The sequence below is a fragment of the Devosia sp. UYZn731 genome (genome assembly GCF_040546795.1).
In the GTDB taxonomy this organism is placed as follows: Bacteria; Pseudomonadota; Alphaproteobacteria; order Rhizobiales; family Devosiaceae; genus Devosia.
Genome location: NZ_JBEPOL010000003.1, coordinates 500,032 through 523,927, shown reverse-complemented (window position 1 = coordinate 523,927; position 23,896 = coordinate 500,032). Strand labels below are relative to the sequence as shown.

General features: G+C 58.2%; 25 protein-coding genes and 3 pseudogenes. 12 read left to right on the top strand and 16 right to left on the bottom strand.

The window, feature by feature from the left end; genetic code table 11:
• Positions 1–242: 242 nt before the first annotated feature.
• Positions 243–1,082, bottom strand: coding sequence for a LysR family transcriptional regulator (locus ABIB57_RS10440; RefSeq protein WP_354040566.1), 840 nt, complete (start codon positions 1,080–1,082; stop codon positions 243–245).
• Positions 1,083–1,170: 88 nt separating this feature from the next.
• Here ABIB57_RS10440 and ABIB57_RS10435 point away from each other — a divergent pair, with 88 nt between their 5' ends.
• A complete protein-coding gene (locus tag ABIB57_RS10435; protein ID WP_354040564.1) occupies positions 1,171–1,815 on the top strand; it encodes an FMN-dependent NADH-azoreductase in 645 nt (214 codons plus the stop codon).
• Positions 1,812–2,150, top strand: coding sequence for a DMT family transporter (locus ABIB57_RS10430; protein WP_354040562.1), 339 nt, complete (start codon positions 1,812–1,814; stop codon positions 2,148–2,150). The genes ABIB57_RS10435 and ABIB57_RS10430 overlap by 4 nt, the downstream gene beginning before the upstream one ends.
• A 198-nt stretch (positions 2,151–2,348) precedes the next feature.
• On the opposite strand, the gene ABIB57_RS10425 is transcribed toward ABIB57_RS10430, so the two are convergent.
• From ABIB57_RS10425 to ABIB57_RS10400, 6 genes are all read right to left on the bottom strand, one after another.
• Positions 2,349–2,840, bottom strand: a complete 492-nt coding sequence (locus ABIB57_RS10425; protein WP_502914366.1) for a hypothetical protein — start codon at positions 2,838–2,840, stop codon at positions 2,349–2,351.
• A gap of 255 nt (positions 2,841–3,095) precedes the next feature.
• Positions 3,096–3,950: an NmrA family NAD(P)-binding protein gene (locus ABIB57_RS10420; protein ID WP_354040560.1), complete on the bottom strand. Its 855-nt coding sequence runs from the start codon at positions 3,948–3,950 to the stop codon at positions 3,096–3,098.
• Between the two features lie 57 nt (positions 3,951–4,007).
• Positions 4,008–4,691, bottom strand: a complete 684-nt coding sequence (locus ABIB57_RS10415) for a helix-turn-helix transcriptional regulator (RefSeq protein ID WP_354040615.1) — start codon at positions 4,689–4,691, stop codon at positions 4,008–4,010.
• A gap of 212 nt (positions 4,692–4,903) precedes the next feature.
• Entirely contained in the window at positions 4,904–5,515 is a 612-nt protein-coding gene (locus tag ABIB57_RS10410; protein WP_354040558.1) for a YciI family protein, read from the bottom strand.
• A 572-nt stretch (positions 5,516–6,087) separates the two neighbouring features.
• Positions 6,088–6,546: a hypothetical protein gene (locus tag ABIB57_RS10405; RefSeq protein WP_354040556.1), complete on the bottom strand. Its 459-nt coding sequence runs from the start codon at positions 6,544–6,546 to the stop codon at positions 6,088–6,090.
• A gap of 87 nt (positions 6,547–6,633) precedes the next feature.
• Complete coding sequence (locus ABIB57_RS10400) at positions 6,634–7,506, bottom strand: DMT family transporter (RefSeq protein ID WP_354040554.1); 873 nt, start codon at positions 7,504–7,506, stop codon at positions 6,634–6,636.
• A 73-nt stretch (positions 7,507–7,579) separates the two neighbouring features.
• Here ABIB57_RS10400 and ABIB57_RS10395 point away from each other — a divergent pair, with 73 nt between their 5' ends.
• A complete protein-coding gene (locus ABIB57_RS10395; protein WP_354040552.1) occupies positions 7,580–8,473 on the top strand; it encodes a LysR substrate-binding domain-containing protein in 894 nt (297 codons plus the stop codon).
• 81 nt (positions 8,474–8,554) lie between these two features.
• Here ABIB57_RS10395 and ABIB57_RS10390 read toward each other — a convergent pair whose 3' ends face one another.
• Positions 8,555–9,160 carry a YdeI/OmpD-associated family protein gene (locus ABIB57_RS10390; protein WP_354040550.1) on the bottom strand — a complete coding sequence of 202 codons (606 nt, stop codon included), beginning with the start codon at positions 9,158–9,160 and terminating at the stop codon, positions 8,555–8,557.
• Positions 9,161–9,226: 66 nt separating this feature from the next.
• A complete protein-coding gene (locus tag ABIB57_RS10385) occupies positions 9,227–9,673 on the bottom strand; it encodes a VOC family protein (protein WP_354040548.1) in 447 nt (148 codons plus the stop codon).
• A gap of 33 nt (positions 9,674–9,706) precedes the next feature.
• On the opposite strand from ABIB57_RS10385, the gene ABIB57_RS10380 reads away from it, so the two are divergent.
• The 3 genes from ABIB57_RS10380 to ABIB57_RS10370 all read left to right on the top strand — a co-directional run bounded on the left by ABIB57_RS10380 (position 9,707) and on the right by ABIB57_RS10370 (position 12,155).
• Positions 9,707–10,558 (top strand): helix-turn-helix domain-containing protein, encoded by an 852-nt coding sequence (locus ABIB57_RS10380; protein ID WP_354040546.1) that lies wholly within the window; start codon positions 9,707–9,709, stop codon positions 10,556–10,558.
• 239 nt (positions 10,559–10,797) lie between these two features.
• Positions 10,798–11,346, top strand: a complete 549-nt coding sequence (locus ABIB57_RS10375; RefSeq protein ID WP_354040544.1) for a putative immunity protein — start codon at positions 10,798–10,800, stop codon at positions 11,344–11,346.
• 581 nt (positions 11,347–11,927) lie between these two features.
• The gene (locus ABIB57_RS10370) at positions 11,928–12,155 is read left to right on the top strand and encodes a hypothetical protein (protein WP_354040542.1); all 228 of its coding nucleotides are present in this window, start codon (positions 11,928–11,930) and stop codon (positions 12,153–12,155) included.
• Between the two features lie 21 nt (positions 12,156–12,176).
• On the opposite strand, the gene ABIB57_RS10365 is transcribed toward ABIB57_RS10370, so the two are convergent.
• The gene (locus ABIB57_RS10365; RefSeq protein ID WP_354040540.1) at positions 12,177–13,214 is read right to left on the bottom strand and encodes a carbohydrate ABC transporter permease; all 1,038 of its coding nucleotides are present in this window, start codon (positions 13,212–13,214) and stop codon (positions 12,177–12,179) included.
• Positions 13,215–13,595: 381 nt separating this feature from the next.
• On the opposite strand from ABIB57_RS10365, the gene ABIB57_RS10360 reads away from it, so the two are divergent.
• The gene (locus ABIB57_RS10360; RefSeq protein ID WP_354040538.1) at positions 13,596–14,777 is read left to right on the top strand and encodes an MFS transporter; all 1,182 of its coding nucleotides are present in this window, start codon (positions 13,596–13,598) and stop codon (positions 14,775–14,777) included.
• Between the two features lie 24 nt (positions 14,778–14,801).
• A complete protein-coding gene (locus tag ABIB57_RS10355; protein WP_354040537.1) occupies positions 14,802–15,455 on the top strand; it encodes an alpha/beta fold hydrolase in 654 nt (217 codons plus the stop codon).
• A 1,027-nt stretch (positions 15,456–16,482) separates the two neighbouring features.
• Here ABIB57_RS10355 and ABIB57_RS10350 read toward each other — a convergent pair.
• Together ABIB57_RS10350 and sigJ are read right to left on the bottom strand one after the other, a co-directional pair.
• The gene (locus ABIB57_RS10350; RefSeq protein ID WP_354040536.1) at positions 16,483–17,898 is read right to left on the bottom strand and encodes an MFS transporter; all 1,416 of its coding nucleotides are present in this window, start codon (positions 17,896–17,898) and stop codon (positions 16,483–16,485) included.
• 51 nt (positions 17,899–17,949) lie between these two features.
• Complete coding sequence (gene sigJ, locus ABIB57_RS10345; RefSeq protein WP_354040535.1) at positions 17,950–18,849, bottom strand: RNA polymerase sigma factor SigJ; 900 nt, start codon at positions 18,847–18,849, stop codon at positions 17,950–17,952.
• 230 nt (positions 18,850–19,079) lie between these two features.
• On the opposite strand from sigJ, the gene ABIB57_RS10340 reads away from it, so the two are divergent.
• The 3 genes from ABIB57_RS10340 (at position 19,080) to ABIB57_RS10330 (ending at position 20,522) form a co-directional block, all read left to right on the top strand.
• The gene (locus ABIB57_RS10340; RefSeq protein WP_354040534.1) at positions 19,080–19,577 is read left to right on the top strand and encodes a DUF2165 family protein; all 498 of its coding nucleotides are present in this window, start codon (positions 19,080–19,082) and stop codon (positions 19,575–19,577) included.
• Between the two features lie 239 nt (positions 19,578–19,816).
• Positions 19,817–20,164: an ArsR/SmtB family transcription factor gene (locus tag ABIB57_RS10335; RefSeq protein ID WP_354040532.1), complete on the top strand. Its 348-nt coding sequence runs from the start codon at positions 19,817–19,819 to the stop codon at positions 20,162–20,164.
• A 139-nt stretch (positions 20,165–20,303) separates the two neighbouring features.
• Positions 20,304–20,522, top strand: a complete 219-nt coding sequence (locus tag ABIB57_RS10330) for an SRPBCC family protein (protein ID WP_354040530.1) — start codon at positions 20,304–20,306, stop codon at positions 20,520–20,522.
• Here the strand turns inward: ABIB57_RS10330 and ABIB57_RS26835 are convergent.
• From ABIB57_RS26835 to ABIB57_RS10310, 4 genes and pseudogenes are all read right to left on the bottom strand, one after another.
• Positions 20,426–20,743 carry a hypothetical protein gene (locus tag ABIB57_RS26835; protein ID WP_502914375.1) on the bottom strand — a complete coding sequence of 106 codons (318 nt, stop codon included), beginning with the start codon at positions 20,741–20,743 and terminating at the stop codon, positions 20,426–20,428. The two genes, ABIB57_RS10330 and ABIB57_RS26835, sit on opposite strands and share 97 nt — an antisense overlap.
• Positions 20,736–21,176, bottom strand: a pseudogene (locus ABIB57_RS10320) (DUF6088 family protein); the annotation flags it as partial. The pseudogene ABIB57_RS10320 and the gene ABIB57_RS26835, both read right to left, overlap by 8 nt.
• Positions 21,176–21,415: pseudogene (locus ABIB57_RS10315) on the bottom strand (IS481 family transposase); the annotation flags it as partial. The pseudogenes ABIB57_RS10320 and ABIB57_RS10315, both read right to left, overlap by 1 nt.
• 57 nt (positions 21,416–21,472) lie before the next feature.
• Positions 21,473–21,688 (bottom strand): annotated as a pseudogene (locus ABIB57_RS10310) (IS3 family transposase); the annotation flags it as partial.
• Between the two features lie 337 nt (positions 21,689–22,025).
• On the opposite strand from ABIB57_RS10310, the gene ABIB57_RS10305 reads away from it, so the two are divergent.
• Complete coding sequence (locus tag ABIB57_RS10305) at positions 22,026–23,714, top strand: diguanylate cyclase domain-containing protein (protein WP_354040529.1); 1,689 nt, start codon at positions 22,026–22,028, stop codon at positions 23,712–23,714.
• The last annotated feature ends 182 nt before the right edge of the window (positions 23,715–23,896 follow it).

Below are 23,896 nucleotides of genomic sequence, written 5' to 3'. Positions count from 1 at the left end.
CTGCATTTTCTTGCTCAGTCATCGGGCCGAATCCGTTCTCGCGGAATACTTCCGCGGCACGCCCCAGACTGCAAATCTCATCGGTCCGGGTAATCCCCTTTATCGCGACATCGTAGCTGCCGTGGCGCTGGCAAAAACGGACGAGAGCGTAGTTATGCCGGATACGGTGGCTCGCACGGGGTGGAATGCAAGGCGTGGCAACCCGTCGTACGCACCAGGCCAAACGGTCATTATTTTCTCCGTCAAAAGTCCAGGGACGCGCGCAAGTAGGGAGCGCCAAATCCGAGGAAAGCGCGGATCTTGGAAGTACGTCGAAGATCGGGATGAATCAACATCCAGACCTCTGATTGCAGGACGTCGATCGTTTCGCCACAAGGGACGAGGTCCAGTTCGCGCCCGAGATAGCTGGGGAGTAAAGCCTGTCCCAGCCCGGCGGAGGCCGCCTGCGCCGCCGCCCACATGCTGTCCACGCGTAAGACGATGTCATCGGCATCCACGTTGTCGGTAATCCAGCGTGCTGCCGGAATCGAGGCCACGTTCCCTTCCAGGGCGATCCACCCCCTTGAAACAGGGTGGTCGCCGCTGCGGAACGGCCAGTAGGAGAAGTTGCCTGCTTGCCTTCCCACCAATGCTTCTGGCGGCGTCTTGGTCGGTCGAATGGCGACTTCGGCTTCATAGCGCGTCATATCGGCAAAGCTATTTGACACCGCGAGCGAAAAGCCAATTCGCGGTTGTTGCTCGCGAAAACTGGCCAGAAGGCGCGAGACCAAAGGCACTAAGGAATCTGCGGTGGTTATGGTGATATGCCCATCCAACCGGGCGTCCTCCCCCGCGAGACGACGGTTGGCATCGGCGAGATGAAGGTCGATGGACTCTGATGAAGCAGCAAGAGCTGTTCCGAGTGGTGTCGGCTCGTAGCGACCTTGAACCCTTACGAATAGCTGCTGCCCGGCCAGCAATTCGAGCGATCTAAGTCGGCGATACACGGTCGCTACGTGGGTGTTGAGCGCACGTGCAACACTGCTGGCACTTGAAAACCTTGCCAGGACAGCGATGAACTTCAAGTCGTCGGACGTCAGCATTTCGCACCTATGCGAATCAGATTGGCAAAATTGCACAATTCTTTCGCGCTTCCGCGAAGTACCATGGCTCTCACAATCCGAGGTGTCCATGAAAACGTTGTTGCATGTTGTCGCGTCGCCACGTGGCGAGCGTTCCCACTCGTCCCGCGCGGCTGAGAAGTTTGTCGCCCAACTGGTCGAGCAAAAACCCGGTTTCGGTATCGACCGCCTGGATCTTTGGGAAGTGAGCCTTCCGGCGTTCGACGGAGAGTTGCTGGATGCGAAATATGCTGTGCTCGGGAAAACGAAATTCTCCCCGGAGCAGGAGTTGGCCTGGCAGGCTGTGGAGGCAATGGTGCGCAGATTGGACGCGGCGGACGCGCTGCTGATTTCGACTCCGATGTGGAACATGTCCATTCCCTACCGGCTCAAACACTATTTGGATTTGGTCACACAACCTGGCTTGAGCTTCGCCTTCAATCCCGAAGCCGGTTACCGCCCTCTGCTACGGTCGCGCCCTGCAATCGCAATTATCGCCACATCGGGAGATTTCTCGACCGGCTCGAGTTGGGGACGTCCAAATCTTGCGGGGCCGCACTTGCAGCAGGCTCTCAAGTTCATTGGCTTTTTAGATCCCGAGGTGATGTTGGTCGGCCCCACCGTCGGCGAGCATGAGAAAATATCCAATGGTGTAAGCCGCGTCGAAGCGCGGCTCGCCGAAGTCATGCCCGATATTCGGGGGGCGCTGTCATGACCGCATCGACCGGCTGGCTATTGCTTGTTCTGTCGGGACTGCTCGACGTGGGTTGGGCATTCGCCACCAAGAAGGCCGATGGGTTTGCAAATGTGGGTTGGACTGCTCTATCCATCGCGCTCCTGGCTGCGTTCGTCATCGCCCTGACTAAGGCGCTTTCCGTATTGCCGCTGGGAATGGCCTATGCAGTTTGGACGGGCATTGGTGCTGTCGGTTCAGTAGTTGTCGGCGTTGCAGCCTTTCACGAGCCGCTCGGTGCCCAGAAAATTACTTACCTCGTCATAATCGTATCGGGCATTATCGGGCTGAACCTAGATACTGGCTCCCCCGCTTGATGCCCAATCCAGGCACTCGATACCGGTGAGCTAAGACGCCCCGCAACGGCCCGTTACGAATGACCGTGCTTGCAGGAGGAGTGGGGGTGCGGGGCCGCCCGTCAAAGGTGGGACGCAATCCTGCCCAGTGGGCCCACAGCCAGGGTGGCGCGGAGCTTCGCCAGAAGATCCAACCGCCTCAAGCGTTAGCTCGACCCGTTAATTCCTTATATTTGTTAGAATGTTAAGGGGCACGATTCCGCCGGAACTTTCCGATGCTTCCAGCGCCTCGACGGCAAAAACCCAGTTTCCGTTCGAACTGACAAGCGCAAAAGCCCATGCACTGTTGGCAGGCCCAAAGGACGCGAGGGGAATCTCTGTCCAGCTCGGTTCCTGGCTGAGACGATCGGAGTAGTGGGCCTTAATGGCCTGGGGGGTGATCCGCACGTCGAGATTTCGGGGGAGTATCCGGATGGACTTCTCGCCGAACCGGCTTTCCAATTGGTCGAGCACCGTGACCGTTGCGCGCCAGTCCGCCGCCTGGGTTACCGAGCCAAACGAATATTCTGCGGGCTGGGTGATGCCCGCGGCCTCGGGTGGCAAAACAGGTGGCTCTTCCGACCATGCCGAACAGCCCAGAATCGCCGTCCAAAACAAGTTGATCATGGGCACTGACAAAAATGGCCTGTCGAGACGGACCGCGGAAGTCATACCGGTTCTCCTCACCCAGTTTCAAACAGTCTGGCAGCCTGGCCCGCTTTCATGACATTATTGCGACTTCATAGCATTTCCGGTTCGGGCGCGGCGGATTGGCCATCGCGATGTGCGCCGCCCCTCATAAGGATGCCTCTGAAGGCCTCGTGTAAGGCGGCGTCGCGCCGATTTTGGGCATAATTAAGCAAGTGCAAGACAGGCCAGTTAAAAGCGTCGGCATCGACTTCGAGCGCCAATGCCGACTAATTCAGTCTAACCCGCGGGTTCGCGCATGAAATCCTGCAGTCGCACTGATCCGCGTATCGGATTTTGCGGCATATCATAATCGCCATCGAAGGTAACGCCGGTCATGCGAGCATAGGATTGCGCGGCCGGATCGGAGAACCCTAGTTTTTTGAATTCATCCACCCAACTCTCGCGCGGGGCGATCGAGAGCGAAACCTCGCGGCCCAGCGCATCGGCGAATGCCTGCGCGACATCAGCCGAGGAATAAGGTTCAGGCCCTTCTACATAGTGCGTGCCGATCTCTTCCAGCGGCGCCATTAGAAGTTCACCTGCCACCTTTCCAAGATCGATCGGCGCGACCATTGGAATCTTCAGGTGCGGCGGATACATAGTGGCGATCTTGCCGTCGCTGCGAGCGAGTTCCAACATCGCATCCCAATTGCTGAAGTAATAGGCGGCCCTGATGATCGCTGCAGGGATGGGTTGGGCAAGAAGGCCCTCCTCCAGCTCGTACAAGACATTGAGGTCACCGCACCGCTCACCAGGCTGCGCCCCATAGGTCGATTCCGCGACCACTTTTTCCAAACCCGATCCATCAAGCGCTGCAACTATAGATGCTACCGTGGCGCGCTCTTCGACATCAGTGTCGGTCGCAGGATCGGCCGGGGGATTCAAGAGAAACGCCCGTTTACCGGTCTGAAACACCCGGCGCAACGCCGTGACGTCGTGAACATCGACTTCGGCAAGCACGGCGCCACGACGCGCCCAAGCTCCAGCTCGGGATGCGTTTCTCGTTATAATGGTTACTTGTTCTCCCCGGTCCAGCAAAAAGCTAGCTGCCGCACCACCCACGTGTCCCGTGCCACCCATAATTATGTACATGTAGATTCTCCTTTCAGAGGTCAGCCTACACCGGCCCTCTGTCAGTTTCCGTCAGGGTCAAAGCTCCACACCGCTCTCGATTTTGCCCCATTCAGCCAGCAGGAGCCGACGCGGCGTGGGTACGCGATCGTCGAGTAGAGAAAAGGTCGAAATCCGGTCCAGGCGAAAGTGCCGAAAGTCGCCCCGGAGTTCGCACCAGGCTGCCAGCACTTCAGCGCTATCAAAAAAGCCCAGCGCGATAGGCCAGATGGTTCGCTCAGTGACGGCCCCGGCAGCGTCAAGGTACCGGATGCGAAGCTTGCGTTCCGATTCTATAGCGTCCCGGACTTCACTCAATGGGTGCGAGGCGCTTCCTTCCGATGGCGCTACGACCAAGCCGTTGATGCGCACGCGACGCTCGACCGTCTCCGGTAGAATTGCTGCAATCTTAGAGGCAGCGCGGCGCGCAGCGGTCGTCAATGCAGGGTCGCCGCGTCGCATGACGAAGCGCAACCCAAGCAGGACGGCGCTGGCCTCAACATCATCAAACATCAATGGAGGAAGAAAGAAACCGGGTCGCAGCACGTACCCGAGACCTGGTGCGCCTTCAATTGCCGCGCCTTGCCCCACAAGCGAACTGATATCCCGATAAATTGTGCGTTCGGAAATACCGAATTCAGCAGCCAAAGTAGCGGCGCTCGTCGGCTGTCGCCGAGTGCGGAGTGACTGAAGCAAGGCAAGCAGGCGTTCGCTTCTAGACATCATTGGAAATGGCTTGAGCCTCCAGTGATCTGCGTTTTTTTCGGCATCTCATATTCGGCAATTAGTCAGTCGCCGTTCCTCACCAAGGCAGCGCCGCCGAAGCGCAGCCTCACAACAGCTGTTTACGGCAACCTGCTTCATAAACGGTTTTTGCGGCTGGCGCGCGCCGAGCATCCAGCCGTCTCGCGGGCGCGAAGCGGGTAATTCCGGCGTTACCTGTCCTCGTCTGGCCGTCCGCCGAAGCGCCATCGATGGATTTCTATCTCTTGATAGAGGTCGGCTTGATTGTAGGGGTCCTCGGTCTGCAGCACCTCGACCTTCATGCGCGACGGTAGTTCAACCAACATGGCAGTACCGAGCCAGTTCTGCCCGTCATCCGTTAAGAGCGGCCCGCCGAGAATCAGGCGTCCCTGGTAGTGATTTTCAAGTACGTAACCGTCAAAGGACTTCTTCAGCGCGTCTGTGGTGTTGGAACCAAATCTGCCGTGCGCAATAATGAGGAAGCGGTGATTGGCGTGGGCGGTGCTTCGAAAATCCCACATCTTGCGACCGATAACGTTGTGCCAGCGCCTGACCATAACGTCCGCGAAGACTCCGGCCCGAAAAGTCGGCTCTTCAAACGCGAATACGCGTGCCGCCGCGGCGTCCTGCAAATCTACTATATGCATGCTGCCGGTTGGGATGACGCCATCACTGGTCAGTGTCGGCCCACGGGCAATCATGCCCTCGGCGTAGTTGTCCATGAATGCCCAATGGGACTCTACCACCCGCATGCGCTCTACGAGAGTGCCGGGTTTGTCGCGGCTGTAAAAAAAATATTCCAAGACGTCCCCTTTCCGCTCGAACAACGCGACGTCCGTTGACCTATGCAAAACTGATCAGCATCGAGACGCTCTGCGGTCCAACCGATACACGCCCAGACGCTGATCAGCAGCATTAATGACTTAACTAATTTCAAGCATTGATCCAGCTTTTATACACCGCTTCCTGAATTTATTTCAGTCTTTATTAATGCTTTTCACTATCGAACACTATTGTTTAGATGTTTTTCTTGCAGCGAGTCAGGTGTTGTTTCCGGATGAGACTGGTCGAGCGAAAAGTCCTCAAGCCCGAGATCACGTAACAGATGACGATTGATGAAATTGATATTCACATGGTCACCACCTACGCGCCGAACCCTTGATAGCACTATCTGCAGAAGTGTCCGCAATTTCGTCTTCCGTCATTTTTAGTTTCGAGTCGCGCCAAAATGCGGGAACCATTAATTTGCGACTGAAGAGATTTTCAAGGTGGCCTCAGCGGCCTTTGATTTGCATATAGTTCCGATAGTCCTGTCACCGCCACTTAGCCGGCATCGGTCTTGTGCGCCCAATCAATGACGATCGGGCGAGAGGGCCTAGGCAGAGCTCTTCTGGGGGCCCACAAAATAGTCTGCTGTATCGGGTCCAAACATCGCGATGACAGCCGCCCAAACGCAGGCAACATGGGCGACACGGCTGACGGTTATTACCCAGATGCTAATGTCGGCCGTGGCGATAAAATGGGAGATTGAGCCGCCTTCGAGCAGCCATTGAACCGGCTCTACAACTAGAGACAGCGTCCCCAGCCCGCCAAAGATGACTAGAAGTGCCCATCGGGACCAAGAGCGGCCACTGAGCATCAAAAGGCTAAGCGAAAGCAGCACGGCATACGCCGTGCAGCGCACCGTAACTTCCGTCGCGCCTTCGCTCAGCGCCATCCAGAGCCCGGCGGGCGCAGACATAAGGCGCGTCAGTAGCTCAACGATTGCTGCAACGATCGCACCAACCCACAAAACGTGGCTAGCCCATACCGATTTGGGCTTTTGACCATACATGTTTTTGATCCGTTTTGGGGCTAACAAGCCGCTGGTGGGAAGTAGCTTAAGGACGTGAGCGGCGCGCCTAGCGTCGACCCCATTTGTTCACAATGAAAACACCCAGCTCGCGATCAGGCCGCCGGCAATCGTGGTTAAAGCGGGCACATCGCCAAGCAGAACCCATGTCAACAATGTTGCGAGCGGCGGGATGAGATACAGAAATTGACCGGCTCGCGCCGCTCCATAATGCCTGATTGCATAGCTCCAGCACATCTGGCCAATCGCGGCCGGTGCGATTGCGAGGAATAATACCGCAGATTTCGCAGGTACTCCTGCTGCCGAAAACTGAGCTATCCCTGCAGGCAGCCAGGGTAACAGTGCCAGAGCGCCGATGGTCAGAACCATAGACGCCACCGAAAGTGGCTCGATCCGGGCAAGCAGCGGTCGTTGTAAGACTGAGAATATCGCCGTGGCAAAGGCGGCGCCAAAAATCAGGCTGGAACCCGCGCCGAAGTGCAGGCCTCCGGGCTGACCCCAGGCAACGACTGAAAGCCCCGCAAAACCAAGCACTGCACCAAGCCAGCTCCAGCGATTGAAGGTTTCCCTAAGAAACACGACCGCGAGGATCGCCATCAAGATCGGCTGGCAATTGATGATGAAACTCGCGGCGCCCGGAGAGACACTCTTCTGCCCCAGATTTAACAGGACGTTGTAGACTGCAATACCTAAGACGCCGCAGACAACTAGAACAGCGATATCCCCGCGGGCAGGCAACGCTGGTCGTCGCCAGAGCAGCCAGGATATTGAGATTACCGCCGCCAGGGCAAACCTGACGGACGCCATGGGTAGTGGGTCCATGTTTCCCAGTGCCAAGCCAATCGCAGGGAAAGAAGCAGCCCAACTCACAACCGTTCCGGCAACAGCAAAAGCTGGAAGCGAGGAGGTCGGGCGGACTGACGTGCTGGGTATTGTTGACATGGCAGGATGTGTCCCACATTCACAATGTGTGTCATATCCAGTTAAAAGATAATCAGATGTGCGGAATTATCACATGCTGCAACTCCCGCCGATCGAAGCGTTGGAAGCGATCATCGAGTCTGGCAAACACGGATCGTTTTCCGGAGCTGCCGCCGGCCTTGAGTTGACCCACGGCGCCGTGAGTCGAAGGGTGGCCGCCGTTGAAGCCTGGGCCGGATACCCCATATTCGAGCGTCACGGACGAGGCGTGAAGCCGACCGAAGCGGGACACGCTCTCATCGCCCATATCGAGCATGCCATTGCCCTTCTTAAAGATGGCCGAAGCCTGCGCAAAGATGCTCAGGCCCTCGATGTGGTTCGCTTGGGCATTGTCCCTTCATTCGCGAGAATGTGGCTGTTTCCTCACATGGCGCGATTGGAAGGCACGCCTCCCGACCTGCGAATTGAGCCTGAGATCGACAATGACTTCATGGCACTATCGGAGGCGCGCATCGCCATCCGGTATGGATTGGGTGACTGGCCTAATGTCAGATCAGTTCCCATGTTCGAAGAGTTAGCTGTCCCCGTAGCCTGCCGTGCAATCGCTGAAACACTCAGAGAAACGTCCGATCCGCAAGAGCTCTTGAGCTGGCCGCTTCTTCACGATGCCGCATCGTCTGACTGGACGCATTGGCTGGGACTTTCAGGGGTATCCTATGCGCATCGGGGTCAAGACCGAACGTTTCAAGCCTATGATCTCACCCTTCAGGCCGCTGCACAGGGTCTGGGTATCGCGTTGCTGCGCAAGCCTTATGGATTGAGGATGTCTGAAGCCCTGGCGCTCGTGCCAGTGACCATGCCCGACCATGCTCTGCCTCGAAGGTTCTACATTGTCGTCGGAACAAAGGCACCGACCCTGGCGGCGGCGCGAGTAATCGATAGAATTTCAAACCTGGCAAAAAGCCTTATTCAAAGCGCCGGCAGTTGAACGAGTGGGGGGTCCCTGACATGCGCACTTTCGGCTTCGTCTCCTCGAAAGGGGGTCAAAAGCAGGTTCGGAACGCAAATTCTACGGTGATGTCTTACTAGCCTGCGGATAAACCGTGCGGCCCAAGGCAAGCATGGCGACGAAGCTGGCGATCTTGCGCTGGCGGCCGGCCTCGGTTTTCATGTTATGGGTTTGGAATGCCAGCGCAAAACGGTTTTGCTCGGTGAGACGCCCAAGCATCTGCCGGGCGGCTGGATTTGCGTCGATTGCCACTTGCAGATCATCGGGGATTTTCATGTCCTTGCCGCTGGCATAGGCGCGTGCCCAGCGACCATCGGCCTTGGCGGCATCAACCTGGGCGAGGCCATGTTCGGTCATGCGACCCTCGGCAATCAAGCGCGCGACGGTACCGACATTGATCCGGCTCCAGGTGCTCCTGCGCCCACGATGGGTATAGCGCTGGAGAAAGCTGGTCTCGTCGAGGCCCTTGCGGATCGCGTCGATCCAACCCCAGCAGAGGGCGACCTCGATGGCCTGGGCGGGATTGATCGAGAGGAGGCCGGATTTGACCTTGTGGATCTTGATCCAGACTTCGTCTTCGGTGCGGTTGAGCGCCAACCAGCTATAGAAGGCGTCCTGCGTAGCAAATTCGTGGGTCTTGGCGGGGTCGACATTGAACGATGGCATGGCTGTTGCTCTGTTGGTCGGGCAGCCGCCCGCGCCTTGGGAGAAGGCGCGGGCGGGTGAGCGGGATCAGGCGGCCTCGGCGGCGGCGCGGGCGTTCTGCAGGGCGACGTAATGGGGGTTGTACATGATGCCTAGGACGTTGCCGAAGGGATCGACGACCGAGGCGGTGGCAAACCCGGTTTCGCCGCGCTTGGTGATCGGGTCATATTCCTTGGCCCCGAGCGCGATCAGGCGGGCGAAGGCGGCTTCGAGATTGTCGACGTGCCAGAGCAGAATGGAGCCACCGGGGCCGGCCTGCATGCCTTCGGGCGCATAGCGGCGATCAATAATGCCGAACTCGTCTTCGTCGTCGCCGATGCGGAATTCGACATAGGCCGGGTTTTCGCGGCTGGGCATCTGGAAGTAGGCTTCGACGCCGAAAAGCTCGGCATACCAGTCGCGCGCAGCGATCATGTCATCGGCGAAGTAGTTGACGGTGGCCATGCCGCGCAGAAAGTGCTTGTTGTTGGTCATTTGGTAGTTCCTTTCCCTGTTGATGACACCACAATGACGCATCCCTCCAAGTCCGTATTTCAAAAACCCGCAGAGGCATACGAGCCGCGTGGCAGGCTCGATCCGGCGGGATTCGAGCGACATGTGCAATTCCGGATGGAGCCGGCGCCGACGGACCTCGCGCCGTTCATCGTGCATTTCTGGGTGATCCGCTGGGACAGCTCGAAGGGGCATTATGACTCCAGCGAGGTGATGCACCGGCCTTACGTCGATGTGTTCCTGTCGGCGCAGGAATCGGGCATCCAGGGCACGTTTCGCGGCAAGCGCACCTATTCGGCGGCGGGCAGCGGGCGGATCATCGGCCTGCGCTTCCGGCCAGGGGCATTCCATGCGTTCTGGCGCGGCGAGATGGCCGACCTACAGGACAAGGTGGTGCCGCTGACGCAGGTTTTCGCCTGGGCCGATGCGCCGGGCATAGCGGCGATACTAGCGCTGGATGACGAGGCGGCGATAACCGAGTTGCAAGCGCTGATCCGGAGCAAGCTACCGGGGCCGGACGAGACCATTGGTTTGATCAACGAGATCATCGGTGAGGTCGAGACCGACGAGGAGCTGACTACGGTGGCAGCAGTGGCCGCAGCCTATGGCAAGAGCGAGCGCTGGCTGCAGCAGGTATTTCGCGACTATCTGGGGATCAACCTCAAATGGCTATTGCAACGCAAGCGCTTGCTGCTGGCGGCCGAGCAGATCCGGGACAGCGAAGAACCCAACTGGGTCGGCATCGCTTACGATCTGGGCTATTCCAGCCAGCAGCACTTCATCACCGACTTTCGGACAGTGCTGGGGGCAACGCCGGTGCAGTACAAGAAAAGCCTGTCCGGCCCTGCGCCCACACCTGCGCAATGAGGTTTAATCCAGCACGCACGTTTGGCCATACAATGCCGGCCGTAATCACAGCTACGAAGACTATCGCCATGCGCCTATCGGCTGAGTTAACAGCGATGAGCCAGCGACGCTTACCCCCTCCTGATTGGTTACTAGCAGCCGGTCAGCAAAGGGGTAGGAGCCTGTCTGGATTTGGCGGCGTGATACTGTAAGCTGCCCCACTATGTCAGTTTCACCAATGCACCACAGGATGGAGGCAAATGACACTTTCAGTACAGACGCTAAGCCAAGCCGACCGGCGCTTGGTCGCTGAGTGGGCAGCAGCGTGCGCCGAGCGCGTACTGCCGTTGTTTGAAGCTGAATGCCCCAATGATGACCGCCCTCGTGACGCCATTGCTCGAACGTGGGCGTTTGCTCGCGGAGAACTGGACACTGCTTCAGAAATACGCCGTCGGTTTGGGGGTGGCAGCGCCGCTTCTAATGCGACGTCTCTTGCCGCTGCCGCAGCAGCAAGGGCCGCCGGACAGGCCTCGGCTGTCTGCCACATGGGCGCACATGCGCTCGGTGCGGCAGCATATGCTGTCAAAGCCGCAAGCCTTGCGGCTCTAGACCCACCGAAAGCTGCCGAGGGCGAGCTTCGCTGGCAATTCGCAAATATGGCGGCAGACGTCCGGGTCGCGCTTCGGTCACTCCCTCCAGTTGGCGAGGACCGGTCAGGCCCTCTCGGCCCAGGCCTGCTCGCATCAGGTCAAATGGGCAAGATCATCCGTCAACTCCAAGCCGTTATCGCCGGAACCGAGGCACTCTGAGTATCGCCTAATTGCTGGAATTGAGCTTTTGGAATGAACGTCCAAACACATAGGCGTCGACAACCCGGCCCCATGGCGTCACCAGTCGCCGCTCGGACTTGTGGGGATGCGAGGGCTTATAGGCGGCCCTCGGCCCGCGACACGAGGGCCCTGATGATTGACGTCTTGCCGTGATTATTATCGGCGAGGGGACGACAAGCGTCGCGCTATTCGCTTGGCATTGTTCTTGTTGGGCGGGAAGCATGCAGAATATAGGCGCGATCGAATTGTTCGGTTGGCGCTATTAATTTCGATGAATCCCGAGACTGAACAACGACTGAATTGATTGTGATTGCTCGCACCCAATGTGACTTACATTGCTGATAGCAACATTGTCATCAAGTGGGTCCTTCCCCAAGATCCGACAGGTCAATGCCCGTGCTCCGTCCAATCGAAGACGCACCGAACGACTACCGGCTCGCGGCGTGCGCGCCGCGGGTTCAGCTATCGCTGTAGGTCAAGTGCGCTTTCTTCAAGGATGCCGCGTCCCGGCAGATTGTTTAGTGCAGCACAAGCCCCTGATTCTGACGCGGGAGATACCTATGGCGGCGCTGGCTATTACTCAGGACCATCTTCTCGCTTCAATCGCCGATGGCACCCTGCCGAGCCGACTGGACATGGACGCCGTCGAGCAACTCGGCCGAGGCTTGGCCAAGCTGCGCAATGGACGCACTGCCGATGTGATCAGCTACTTTCTCGAGCTTGATTGGAAGAGCCTGACGCACCATCAGGCCTTCAGATTTCAGGCAGTGCTACGTCGACGACCTTGACACGTGCAGATCGCTGAGAGGCTATTTCAGCAGCCCGGGTGACACTGAGCCCTGCAACTGGCGCTGGAAGATGATGTAGGTGACGAGCACCGGCAGCACCGTGATCACCACCGCCGCGAACAGGGAGCCGAAGTTCACGGCATAACCGGCCTGCGATGCGAACGACGCCATGCCCTGCGACAGTACGTAATTGTTGGAATTGGTATTGAGCGCGATCGGCAGCAGGAACTGGTTCCACAGCCCGAGGAAGTTGAAGATCGCCACCGACGCGATCCCCGGCTTGGCCATGGGCAGCATGATGGTGAAAAAGATGCGCCACGGGCCTGCGCCATCAATCATGGCCGCCTCGGCGACCTCTTGCGGCAGTGTCTTGAAGAAGGCGAACAGGAAGAACACCGTGAATGGCAGCGCGAAGGCCACATAGGTGATGATCAGGCCGGGAAAGGTGTTCAGCAGGCCAAAGCCCTTGAGCGTCTGGAACAACGGCACGACGGCTAGAAAGACCGGGAATGTCAGGCCGGCCAGCATCAGGTAATAGATCACCTTGCTGCCCTTGAACTCGTAGCGCGCCAGGTAATAGGCACACATCGAGCCGAGCAGCATGACGATGACGAGCGCGCAGCCAACGACGATGACCGTGTTGACGAAATAGGTGCCGATGCTCGCCGAGGTCCAGGCCGAAACGTAGTTGTCGAAGTTGAAGCTGGTGGGCAGCGTGAGGGGCGACTGGAAGATTTGCGAGGTCGTCTTGAACGAGCTCATCAGCACCCACAACAATGGGGCGCAGATGACGAGAACCCAGACGATCAGGACGATCTGCGAAATCGTGGCGACGGTCGTGTCCGTCCAGATGGTTGCGCGCGTCACCGCGCGCTTGAACGGGACCGCAGCCTTTGCCGGCGTCGCGACATGCGCGACCTGAACGACAGGAGCCACCCGCACGACAGGATCGGCCGTAGCGCTCACCTTAACCGTCTTGGGCGGACGACCAGTCCACCAGAATACGAAGAACACCAGCGCTGCGAAGACCAGCGTGATGACCGCCAGCGTTGCACCCATCGATGTCGCGTAGCCGAACTTGCCCTTCTTGAAGGCCGTGTTCAGCAGGTGCTGGGAAATCGAGACGTGATGCAGTCGCCGCGCTCACCGCCGCAATGCAGGGCCGGGAGACAAATTGGCCGGCAGCAGAGCCTACGACGGCCATACCTACGCCTGAGCTATCAACGTATTGACGCGCGATAATTCCTGTGGCAATAGCCGAGCATGCTTCCAAAGGATAATATACCTTTTGTCTCCCGTTTGGCCGGTCCCCTTCCTCAGCGGGGTGCCGGCATTCGGTGACGTAAAACGTCAGACCGTTAGCCAGAGAACCTCGCCCGATTTTTCGGACGAGTTTTCCACGATTTAGGTTGCTCGTCCTTCATTTGTATGGAGAGACTTTTGCTAACCTTCCGTCATAGCGATGGCTCGGCCGTCGCATTTTTACGCGTTCCATTTTTTACACCAGTATTGTTGACTATCATTCTCGCCATGCTCGCAGAAGCAATGGCGGTCAGCTATATGGCCATACTTGCCGTAGATAAAATCGGCATGGCGCCACTGGAACTAGGCTCCTTCATTGCCGTATCGGCGATCTCCGGCATCATCGGAACAACCATCTTCGGTCATTTGCATGACCGGACGCGGGTGACTTGGCCATTAATAGTTTCCCTGCTGGCCAAGATAGTCGCATTCGCGATCTGCGCGGTGGCAACCGAGACGTGGATGCTGCTGCTAAATGGCGCTCTGCTATTTGGCGTGAGTTCCGCTTCATTCGCTTTGTTGTCCGCGATGGCCAAAAGCTATCTGGATGGAAGTGATGAGCAGACGGCCGCGCGGGGAATGGCAGCTCTCAGAATGGGCAATTCGTTTAGTTGGGCCGTTGGGCCCGCTATAGGGGTGGGCCTAGTTGCCTATTGGCGTCTCGATACAATCTACCTAGGGGCAGCAATTCTTGCTGGCCTAGCGCTTACAGTAGTGTTGTTGAGCCGTATCCGCGTCGTGCCGATCCCCAGCAATCGGCAGTTGCTGACGCCGAAGGTTTTTTTCTCGGCAGCTCCCGCGGTAGGCGCACTCGTGGCGTTTCACGCGGCAATGTTTACCGGTTCTAACGCCATGACGATCGTGGTCGCCCAGCAGTTGGGTTCTGAGGTAGATGTCGGCATATTGACCAGCGTGTGCGCCATCCTTGAAGTGTTCGTGATGGGTCTCTTTGTAATTCGACCCGTTCGCCGCGCCGAAAAACGTTGGTTGGCCATTGGCTTTCTGTTCTTCGCAATGTGTTTTGTGCTTCCGGCACTATGGCCGACTCTACCGAGTATTTACGTGGCTCAAATACCCCGTGCTATCGGCATAGCCATTATTAGCATCGTCGGGCTGGCTCACCTGCAAGGATTTTTGCCCGGCCGGCCGGGTATGGCCAGTGCACTGTTTGGAAACAGCGGAAGTGTCGGACTTCTGTTTTCGGCGATCAGCACCGGAATATGCGGGCAGTTATTTGGTTATATGTCGTTGTTCAGTTTGTGCGTCGGGCTGTGCGTAATCGGAGCTTCACTGGCAATAGTGGGCAAGCCACAGGGCTAAGGCACATAAGAATGGATTGATGACATGGCAACGTATATTTTAGTGCCGGGCGGCTGGCAGGGTGGTTGGGCCTTCGACAAGGTGGCCAAGATCCTTACTGATAACGGGCATCAAGCGCTGCAGCTGACCCTTTCAGGGCTCGGCGACACCCCGGCGCCCAAGGCTAATCTTGACCTTCATATTGGCGAGCTTGTCGACGCTGTAAAAGCGTCCGCCGACGATCCAGTCGTTGTCGGACACTCTTACGGAGGGATGGTGCTGAGTGGCGCCGCAGACACCTTACCATCCAGTATCAAAGCGCTAGTCTACGTGGACGCTTATGTGCCGACTAACGGCGACTCCGTTTGGTCGTTGACTACTCCTCGGTTTCGCGACGCGTTCATCGCTGGTACCAGGGCGGATGGACTAAATTGTTTACCGTCACCAACCATGGACGTGCGATGCCGACCGCATCCAATCGGGACGTTTCTCCAAGCTATTGCTCTAAGCGGGCGTTGGCGCGACGTGCCACAAAAGACCTTCATCGGTGCTCACGGATGGGAAGGGAGCCCATTTCTCGACCTTTATGAAAACCTAATAGCGGATGCCGCATGGTCGACTTACTCCCTTGACTGTGGGCACAATATTGCAAGGGAGCGACCGGAGGCACTCTGTGACATTCTGATGGCTCAGCTTTGAGCCATCAGTGAATATTTTGTGGATGCGCTAACTGCGAATCTAGAGGTGATGGGTCCGGCATCACCTATCTGCCATGCCGGGCCGCCGCCATTGACGCGCTCGACGAATTTTGGCTGCAGACGCATAAGACCCGATACGCAGTTGGGGGCGAGCAAATCCTAAATCAGTCAGTTCCCCGTCAACGGCTCGTTTTCACCCCCCGATAAGAGAAAGACATTGCTAACCTTGCGGGTCGCGTGCACTTCAGAGGGTCGTCACAACCATAAACACCTGCTGACCGGTCCGGAAGCGATTACCCATATAACCTCCTGCGCAGCATTGGCGATGCCATCAGGCGGACGATAGAATGGAAAGAATTGGCGCCAGACGTCGCCCGTATCGAACTGACGCGGGCGTTGGGCAATGCCGCCTTTGTGGACAGTCGATTGCAGGCCTGGCGGCTTCGTTCGCGCATTTGCCTAAGCGCGTAGCCGATACCGTTGAAATGCTGATTTGACGCCCAGCAATGACCGCTCGGTCCTGGGCAGACCTCCATGAGAAAGATTTTCTCTAGTCTAGTGTATGAGAGCGTGCACTAAAATCGCGACTCGCCGGTCCGCAATGGGCATTATCAGCTATGAAATGCGACGCACCTAGCTGTGCGAATAGTCGACCGTGGTGCAGCTCGGCAGATGCCCTCAATATGTCGCTGGCGCCCGCGATATCACGGGTCTCGAGGTCTCGCCGCCGAATATCCATCGTGTCGGCTGCAGCGCCAGCGCGTCGTCTGTTGAAAAGACTATCAGCGGTTTGCCCATATGGCCCGGTCATGTCGGCCGAAATCTCCGCCGGTCCACTCAGCACAGCGTTTGCTTTATGGCATCCCACCTGGGAGCATCCAGCCCATTAGAGTCTGTGATGGCCGTGTGCGCGAGGAGCGGCCATGGCTGGCTCCGGGCAATTCACCCGAAGCCACATGGATCGGCCTAGAGCGCCACTTCCTGGTATTTGCCGTCGGCGAGGGCATAGAACACAAAGTCAAGCCGCTTCACGTCGCCCTTTTCGCGATGAGGATGCCGAATAGCGGCGCGACGGCGAAGGTTGCAAACAGCCACAGTGCCGCATTAGCGGCCCCATCGACGCCACCTGGGTTGGCAATGCCGGCGAGGTTGGCGATGGTGCCAGCCGCTGCGGCGCCGAGGGCGGTTGCGAAGAGCTGAACCGTGGTTACCGCGCCAGCGGCCAATTCCTGCTCGGCGACGGGCGCGCTCTGGAACACCGCCGTCACCAGATGCGGCCAGGCCATGCCAATGCCGAAGCCTACGGCAATGAGACCGAGACAGATGGGGCCAAGCACCATCCAGTCGCCAGCAGACTGCTTCGGCAGGAAGATGGCCAACAGGCAAAGACCGGCCAAGCCCAGAGCCGGGCCTAAAACGAAGACACGGCTCGCGGCTGCGCCTTGCCAGTTGCCGCTGCTAATCGAGCCGAGGGTCCAGCCGATCGCCATCAGCGCGGCGAGATAGCCGGCGATCAACGGTGATTGGCCATGCAGCACCTGCAGCAGATACGGCACAAAGATTTCCGGCTGCATGCCGATGACGAGGAGCGCGATGGCGCCATAGAGCTGACCCAGCCTGGAACCCCGGGCAAACGTGTTCTTGGGCACAATGCGCGTTTGGGCGCGCAGTTCGACGGCGAGCAGTAGCGCGATCACGACGATGGCGCCGCCGGCGCTGACAAGGCTCCAGATCGGGGTTTTGGCCAGGCTGCCAAGGGAAAGCGCAAGCGTGGCCGCCGAAAGCAGCAGCAGTTGCATCAAAGGCAGTCGCGTGGGTTTGTCGGTGTCGGTGCCGCGCTTGGGCAGCGTGACGAATGCCATGCCTGCAAACAGCACGGCGAATGGGATGAGCGACCAGAATGCCATACGCCAAGCGTCGATCTCGGCAAAAATTCCACCGATAGCCGGCCCGATCAACGTGGCTATGCCCCAGGTCGCCGAAATGAGTCCGATAGCCCGTCCCCACAGCTGCTCGGGAAAGATCAGTCGGATGACGCCATAGGCGAGAGCATAAAGGAATCCTCCGCCCAGGCCCTGAACCAGGCGGCCAAACAGCATTATCGGCATCGTTGGCGCCAGGGCACAGCAAAGCGTGCCTATGCCGAAGATCAGTGCAGCAATTGTGTAGGCGCCGCGCGCGCCGGCCCGCACCATCAGACTGGCCGAGAGTGCCGCACCCAAAATGGAGGCGACGACGAACAGCGTCGTGGTCCAAGCGTAGTAGTCGAGCCCGCTGATCTCGCGGATCGCCGAGGGCATTATGGTGGTGGCGATGTAGATGTTCAGCGCGTGGAGGGCGACGCTGCCGCCCAAGGCGATGGAGAAGATTCCGTTATTACCGGTGAAGAGATCGCCCCAGTCGCCGGATTTGGGCAAAGGGCTAGTACTGTCTTGTGCAGACATTTTGCGTCCTTGAGGTTGTGAGCGAAGTGCAGGTGCCGATTGGCGCCGGACTTAGAATGCCGACGCACGCTGCAGGATCGAAAGCTTGTCGGGATTGCGTACGATGAAGATGTCAGTCGCCTGGCCGTTGTTATCGAAGGCAAAGGTGACGGTTGCCACGACCGCGTCGCCGTCGCGCAAAATAAACGCCCGGCCGCCGTTGAGATCGGCCGCGCTCCACTCGAAGTTCGCCCAATACAGCCGCAGCTTGTCGATGAGGAACGGCACCACGTCGGCCTTGCCCTGCAGTGTGGCGCTGACCGTCGTCACCTTGCCGCCGCCATCGGCTCGCAGCTGGATATCATCGGCCAGCAATGCCGTCAGTGCCGCCGCGCCATTCCCGGTCAGCGCAGCGTGGAACGCTGCCAGCAGCTCGTTCTGCCGTTCGAGCGGCGTGCTATGGCGCACCTTACCCTGATCGATATTGGCCTTGGCCCGCGACACTAGCTTGCGACAGGTGGTCTCGGCGAGGCCGAGCGCAGACGCGACTTCGGCATAGGACTGATCGAACACCTCATACAGCAGATATGCCGCCCGCTCCTTGGGCGTGAGCCGTTCCAGCATCAGCATAAACGCCGTGCTCAGCGTTGCCGCGAGGTCCATACTCGTCTCCACATCGTCATTGACCGGGGTGTGCAGTGGCTCGGGCAGCCAGGTGCCGACATAGTTGACCCGCGTGCGATGCGCGGCGCGCAACAGGTCGAGGCACCGCCGCGTACAGATGGTCGTCAGCCACGCCGCCGGCTTATCGATGGCGCCGCGTTCCGCCGCCTGCCATTTGAGGAAAGTATCCTGCACCGCATCCTCGGCGTCGCTGCGCGATCCGAGAATCCGATAGGCCAGCCCCTGCAAAGTCCGCCGCGAACTCTCGAAAAGCTCGGCCCCCTCGCTATTTCTATCCGTCCCTATCATCAGGCTACCTCCCTATCAGATCGTGCTTCTGCCCCTACGACGATCCGGCGCCGCCATTTGTGACATGCCATCGCCGAAAAAAGACAGGCGCGGCACCCGCAGAAAATCCATGCCCGGCGTCACAAACAACCCCGCCGGATCGTCAGTTGAGCGTGGAGCCCAGCAGAACCGACCTGTGGCCGTTGGACAAAGCTCCGCGCTCTTTCAACTTTTGACGTGATGGTATCGAAGTGACCCAACTGATCTCGCTTGTCCTCCTCAAGACTGTCCTACTATCCGGCCTCGCGCTCTGGCTTGCCATAGTCGTTCTCAACAATGTCACTGCCTTCCGAAACGGCGTGTTTTCAATTGGCGCGCTGATGGGCATGCAGCTCTTCAACCAGGAACCGGCGATTGTTTCGCCACTCCTGTCCCGTCGCGTCAAAAGCGCTGCCTGGCATCGACTGATCTTCAGCATTATCGTGCTGGTGGAGGCTGCAGTAGCCCTGCTGCTGGCAACTGCCGCCATCATTCATGTCGGCATTCTGCTGGGCGGCTCGGACGCCGCCTCCGCCGTGGTCTGGGCAAATCTTGCGCTCTGCGGCTTCATTACCATGAGCCTGATCATGCTGCTTGGCGGCGCCTGGTTCGCCTATTACATCCGCCAGGAAGCCACGCAGATTACCCATCTGGTTCTGATCGGCCTTGGCATTGCCGGCGCGGTGCTAATGAATCTGCAGGGGCTTTGACCGGACCTTTCATCTCTATGGCGTCAACTTTGTTAGGATAGCATTGTCGAGTTTGCAGCTTGGCTAGGGCCATCGATCAGCGGCTGCAAGGAGTGAAGCAAGTCTTGTGCTGCTCTCTGCGGTCGCTGCTGCTCAGCCACAGAAGAAAATTCGAATGGCTGCGAAGAACCACAATTGACAGGTCCTACTGGTGCCGGTATTAAACCAATAAGTTAGTAAACCATATGGTTAGGTACAGCATGGCTCATGACCAGTTGAGCCTCACGTTATCTGCGGTCGCAGACCCGACGCGACGGGCGATTCTGGCACGGCTGACGCAGGGTGAGGCGTCGGTGAAGGAGTTAGCTCTGCCATTCGATATGAGCATTCCGGCTGTGTGCAAGCACCTGAAGGTTCTCGAGGGCGCGGGCCTGATCAGTCGAGGGCGAAATGCTCAGCTTCGGCCTTGTCGGTTAGAACCCGAACGATTGCGGGAGGCCGCGCAGTGGCTCGACGGATATCGCCAATTTTGGGACGAAAGCCTTACTCGCCTCGACGGTCTGCTCGACCGTCTTCAAACCGCGGACGAGGAAGCCAAGTCCAACTGACCGCCAGGGGGGAGACATAAGTGTACTACCCGGTCGTGAAAATGGCGGGCGAGCAGCGAGAACTGGTAATTGCCCGAACCTTGAAAGTACCGCGCCCGCTAGCCTGGCGTACGTTCGAGGATCCGTACCTGCTTGCCCAATGGTGGGGGCCGGAAGGCTTCACGTGCCGGTCCTGGAACTGGATTTTCGGGTGGGAGGGGAGTGGTACACTGTCATGCGGAGCCCAGACGGAAATGAATATCCCGCCGGCTATACGTTTGATCAGATCGTGCCGCCGAGCGCATCTCCTACCGCAGCGCCGTGTCGGATGGTGCAGTCTGGCGCGGCAATCCCCGGCCACAACATACCGCAACGGTGACCTTCGAAGAGGAAGTTGATGCCGAAGGCCTTGGAAAGAGACGTCCCACCCTTGAACACCAGGCTCGCCGCCGCGGCTTGCGGGAGGTCGAACAGGCGCTTTAAGTTCCAGCAGACCCAGAGGTCCTTCTCTATAATGGTGTTGGCGACACCGCGCCCCGCGCCAGTCTCGCCGAAAAGCGCGGCTCTGTCGGTAAGAGGAAGCCGGGCAACTTCATCCATTCGAGGCATCCGAGGCGGATCCGCCGATCGAGAGCAGCGTGGGGCGCATCCAGACGGGCGCCTGAACAGCGTCGGATGCTAATACCCGTTTGTCGCTTACTGACAGCCGACGACTGGCAATTTGCGTAACGTCTGCGGCCCGCACTTGACCGACATGGCGAAGCGCCTGGACAACCTTTCCGGCAGGGCTGCCCGACGCTATGAGGTTCTTAGGCGATGCATGCCGCAGATCGACCACACGCTTGCCCAGCACGATCCGGCGCGAAGGACCGTCGGTGAGATAGAGACTCTTTGCGGGAACCTGCATGGAGAGGCCAAGAGCATGGGCAGCATGGGCGCCGGCGATCTGCGCCTGCGAACCAGTCTCCCGCGCGAGCGCCCGGGCAACATCGTCTGGCGCGGGAGACAATGGCCCGAGCTTCGGATGAACTTTAGCGTGTGGCGTCGAAACGCGACGATCATCGCCTCCTCGTCGCGTGTGAGCACAGTGGATTTGGCATCCTTCGGCACGGTCGGCAGATCGGCAACCGAGGTCCGCTTGCGCCACTTCGCGATGGTCTTCTGGGTGATGCCGTAGCGCTTCGACAGCGCCCTCAGGCTCTCTTGACTATTCTGTATTGCTCGACGGATTGCCTCCGTCGTCGTGGCGCTGCCATAAAGAACCTGGCCCATAGTGCTTCCTTCCATTCGATGGAAAATATCGCACCATCAAAGTCCGGGATCAAACAGGTAGTGCTCAACGGCGGCCTCTTTCTGTGCTTGAGTGTACTTCGGGACTCGGACCGCAAAACCCACTGGCAAATCGAGGCGTTTTTCGTATTCGCGGTGCCAGCCCTTTAGGGCATTCTTGGTCGGGTAAGCCAGCTGCAGAATGGTCGCGCTGACACGTTCACCAAGCCTGATGTAGAGCTCGACCGCTCGGACCCGATCTTCGTATGAGTACATGAACTATCTCCTTTGATAGTCCAAGTTTTCGTCCGCATCCCCCTAGGGTCACCTCTCGGCGGAAATCAACACGCCTGAGTTGGCTTGGGAAGTCATGCCATTGGCAATATCGCCATAAAGGACGAGCAGCAGAAAAGGTTCAAAGGGTCAGCGCAATTCCTATTGGGATTTTTTTGCCCGCCGGCAGATTTTTGCGGTCACTAGGTTTTCGCACTGTTAACTTCTAACATTTTTTTGCATTCGCTGCGGCCTAAAGCAGACTTCTTAGGTTTTAGCGCCGATCTTAGCCCAGTGATCAGATGGCTAGCGCCAAAGGGCAGATCGGAGGCAACACATAATGACGAAAAATTCTGATGTTTTGCCCGGCAGTTATGCGATTGCAGCATTCCGGCCAGACGGGATGCTGTGCCTCAACAACCACGCGTTCGAGAAGATGGTTGGCGGCTGTACCGTGGATACCCACATATCCCGGTTCATCACGATCGATATGGTCGAAATACTTCGGGTGATGGCCAGCTTGCCCGACGCAAATGTATCCGGCATTCACATTCAGATAAAACGGCAAGACGGCTTGGCTGTGGACGCTCACGTAATACCGTCGCTTGCAGCGACGGCAGGCATGGCGGATCTAGTCTTGCAATTCACCCCAGCCGGACGGGCCTTGTCTCCACCGCGCGAATCCTCGCGCGGTGAGGCCCGACTGAATTTTGCTTTGATGGCCGCGCTGCAAGGTGTTTGGGATCACGATTTGAAAAACCGGCAACTGTATTTTTCCCCTAGCTGGTTCGAAATGCGCGGTATGAAGCCATCTGACCCCGTCGACGGCTCGTTGGAGTCCTGGTTGCAAAGAGTTCACCCCGACGACCATGAGCACGTAATTCAGGCTACACGGGCTCATGGCCCCTCCGAACGCGAGGTATGGGTGTTTGAATATCGAGAACGGCACCGAGGCGGACGCTACATGTGGATACAAAGTCGCGGGCGGCATGTTTCTTGGGACGGCGACGGTAACGCGACACGGACCCTTGGTACCGATACTGATATCTCCGAACGGAAAGAGGCCGAGCGTCAGCTCAGGTTATTATCCGGTCGGCTGGACGTAACGCTCCAGGCGGGCAAGATCGGCGTTTGGGAGCTTGACCCAAGTACAGGTATCTTCAAGTGGGATGCAAGGACGTGTCAGATATACGGCACCGAAGATCGCGGTGAAGCCGTGATACGATCGGAGTGGGAAGCGTTCATTCATCCCGGAGACAGAGCACGTGCCGAAGCCGACTTCTTAGCGGCGGTGGCCGTCGAGGCTAATTATAATTCCACCTTCCGTATCGTTCTTGCGGACGGCCAGACCAAGCACGTGCGCTCCGCCGGCCGCTACTTTCCCGACCAAGTCGCAGGAGGTAGGTTTCTAGGCGCCATTTGGGACATATCCAACGACGTGGCACGGGCCGATGAGCTAGAGGTTGCAAAGGCATTGGCGGACACGCAGTACTCAGAATTGCAGCGCGCCCAACAACAACTTCAACATGCAGCTCTGCACGACCATCTCACGAATTTGCCTAACCGGCGGTATCTCGAAATGAAACTGCTGGAGGTCAGGGCGCGACACCGTACCGATACAGAACACCTGGCGATCCTCCACATCGATCTCGACCATTTCAAAAAGGTCAACGACACGTTCGGACATGCGGCGGGGGACCAGGTGCTTTGTCACGTCGCTGACGTGTTGAGGAACAGGGTACGACCCGATGATTTCGTTGCCCGTGTCGGTGGGGACGAGTTTATCGTTTTATCCCACTACAGCGACGGTGCGGACGATCTACGCTCCACGGCCGCTCACATCATACAGGCATTGAGAAAAGCCATTACCATCAACGGCAGAGACCTCCACGTTGGAGCCAGTATCGGTATTGCGTGTTCTGAAGACGATAGTCTTCTTGACGCCGGCCTTTTTCAACGTGCTGACCTCGCCCTATATCGTGCCAAACACAGGGGGCGCAACCGCTACGCGTTCGCCCACGACGCCTAGCTTGCATCTAAGCAAGCCCCAAATTGACGCGCCCAGTCCGCACGGCTAAGCGAACACCCAAAATAGGGACCAGTGCTCGTTCACTAGCTTGACGAAAAAGGGCGCGTTACTTCGCGTTCTTGAACCCGAAGTCAAAACAGCCGCGCGATAAATCTAATGGGTATCTCACAGTATGATCAGGT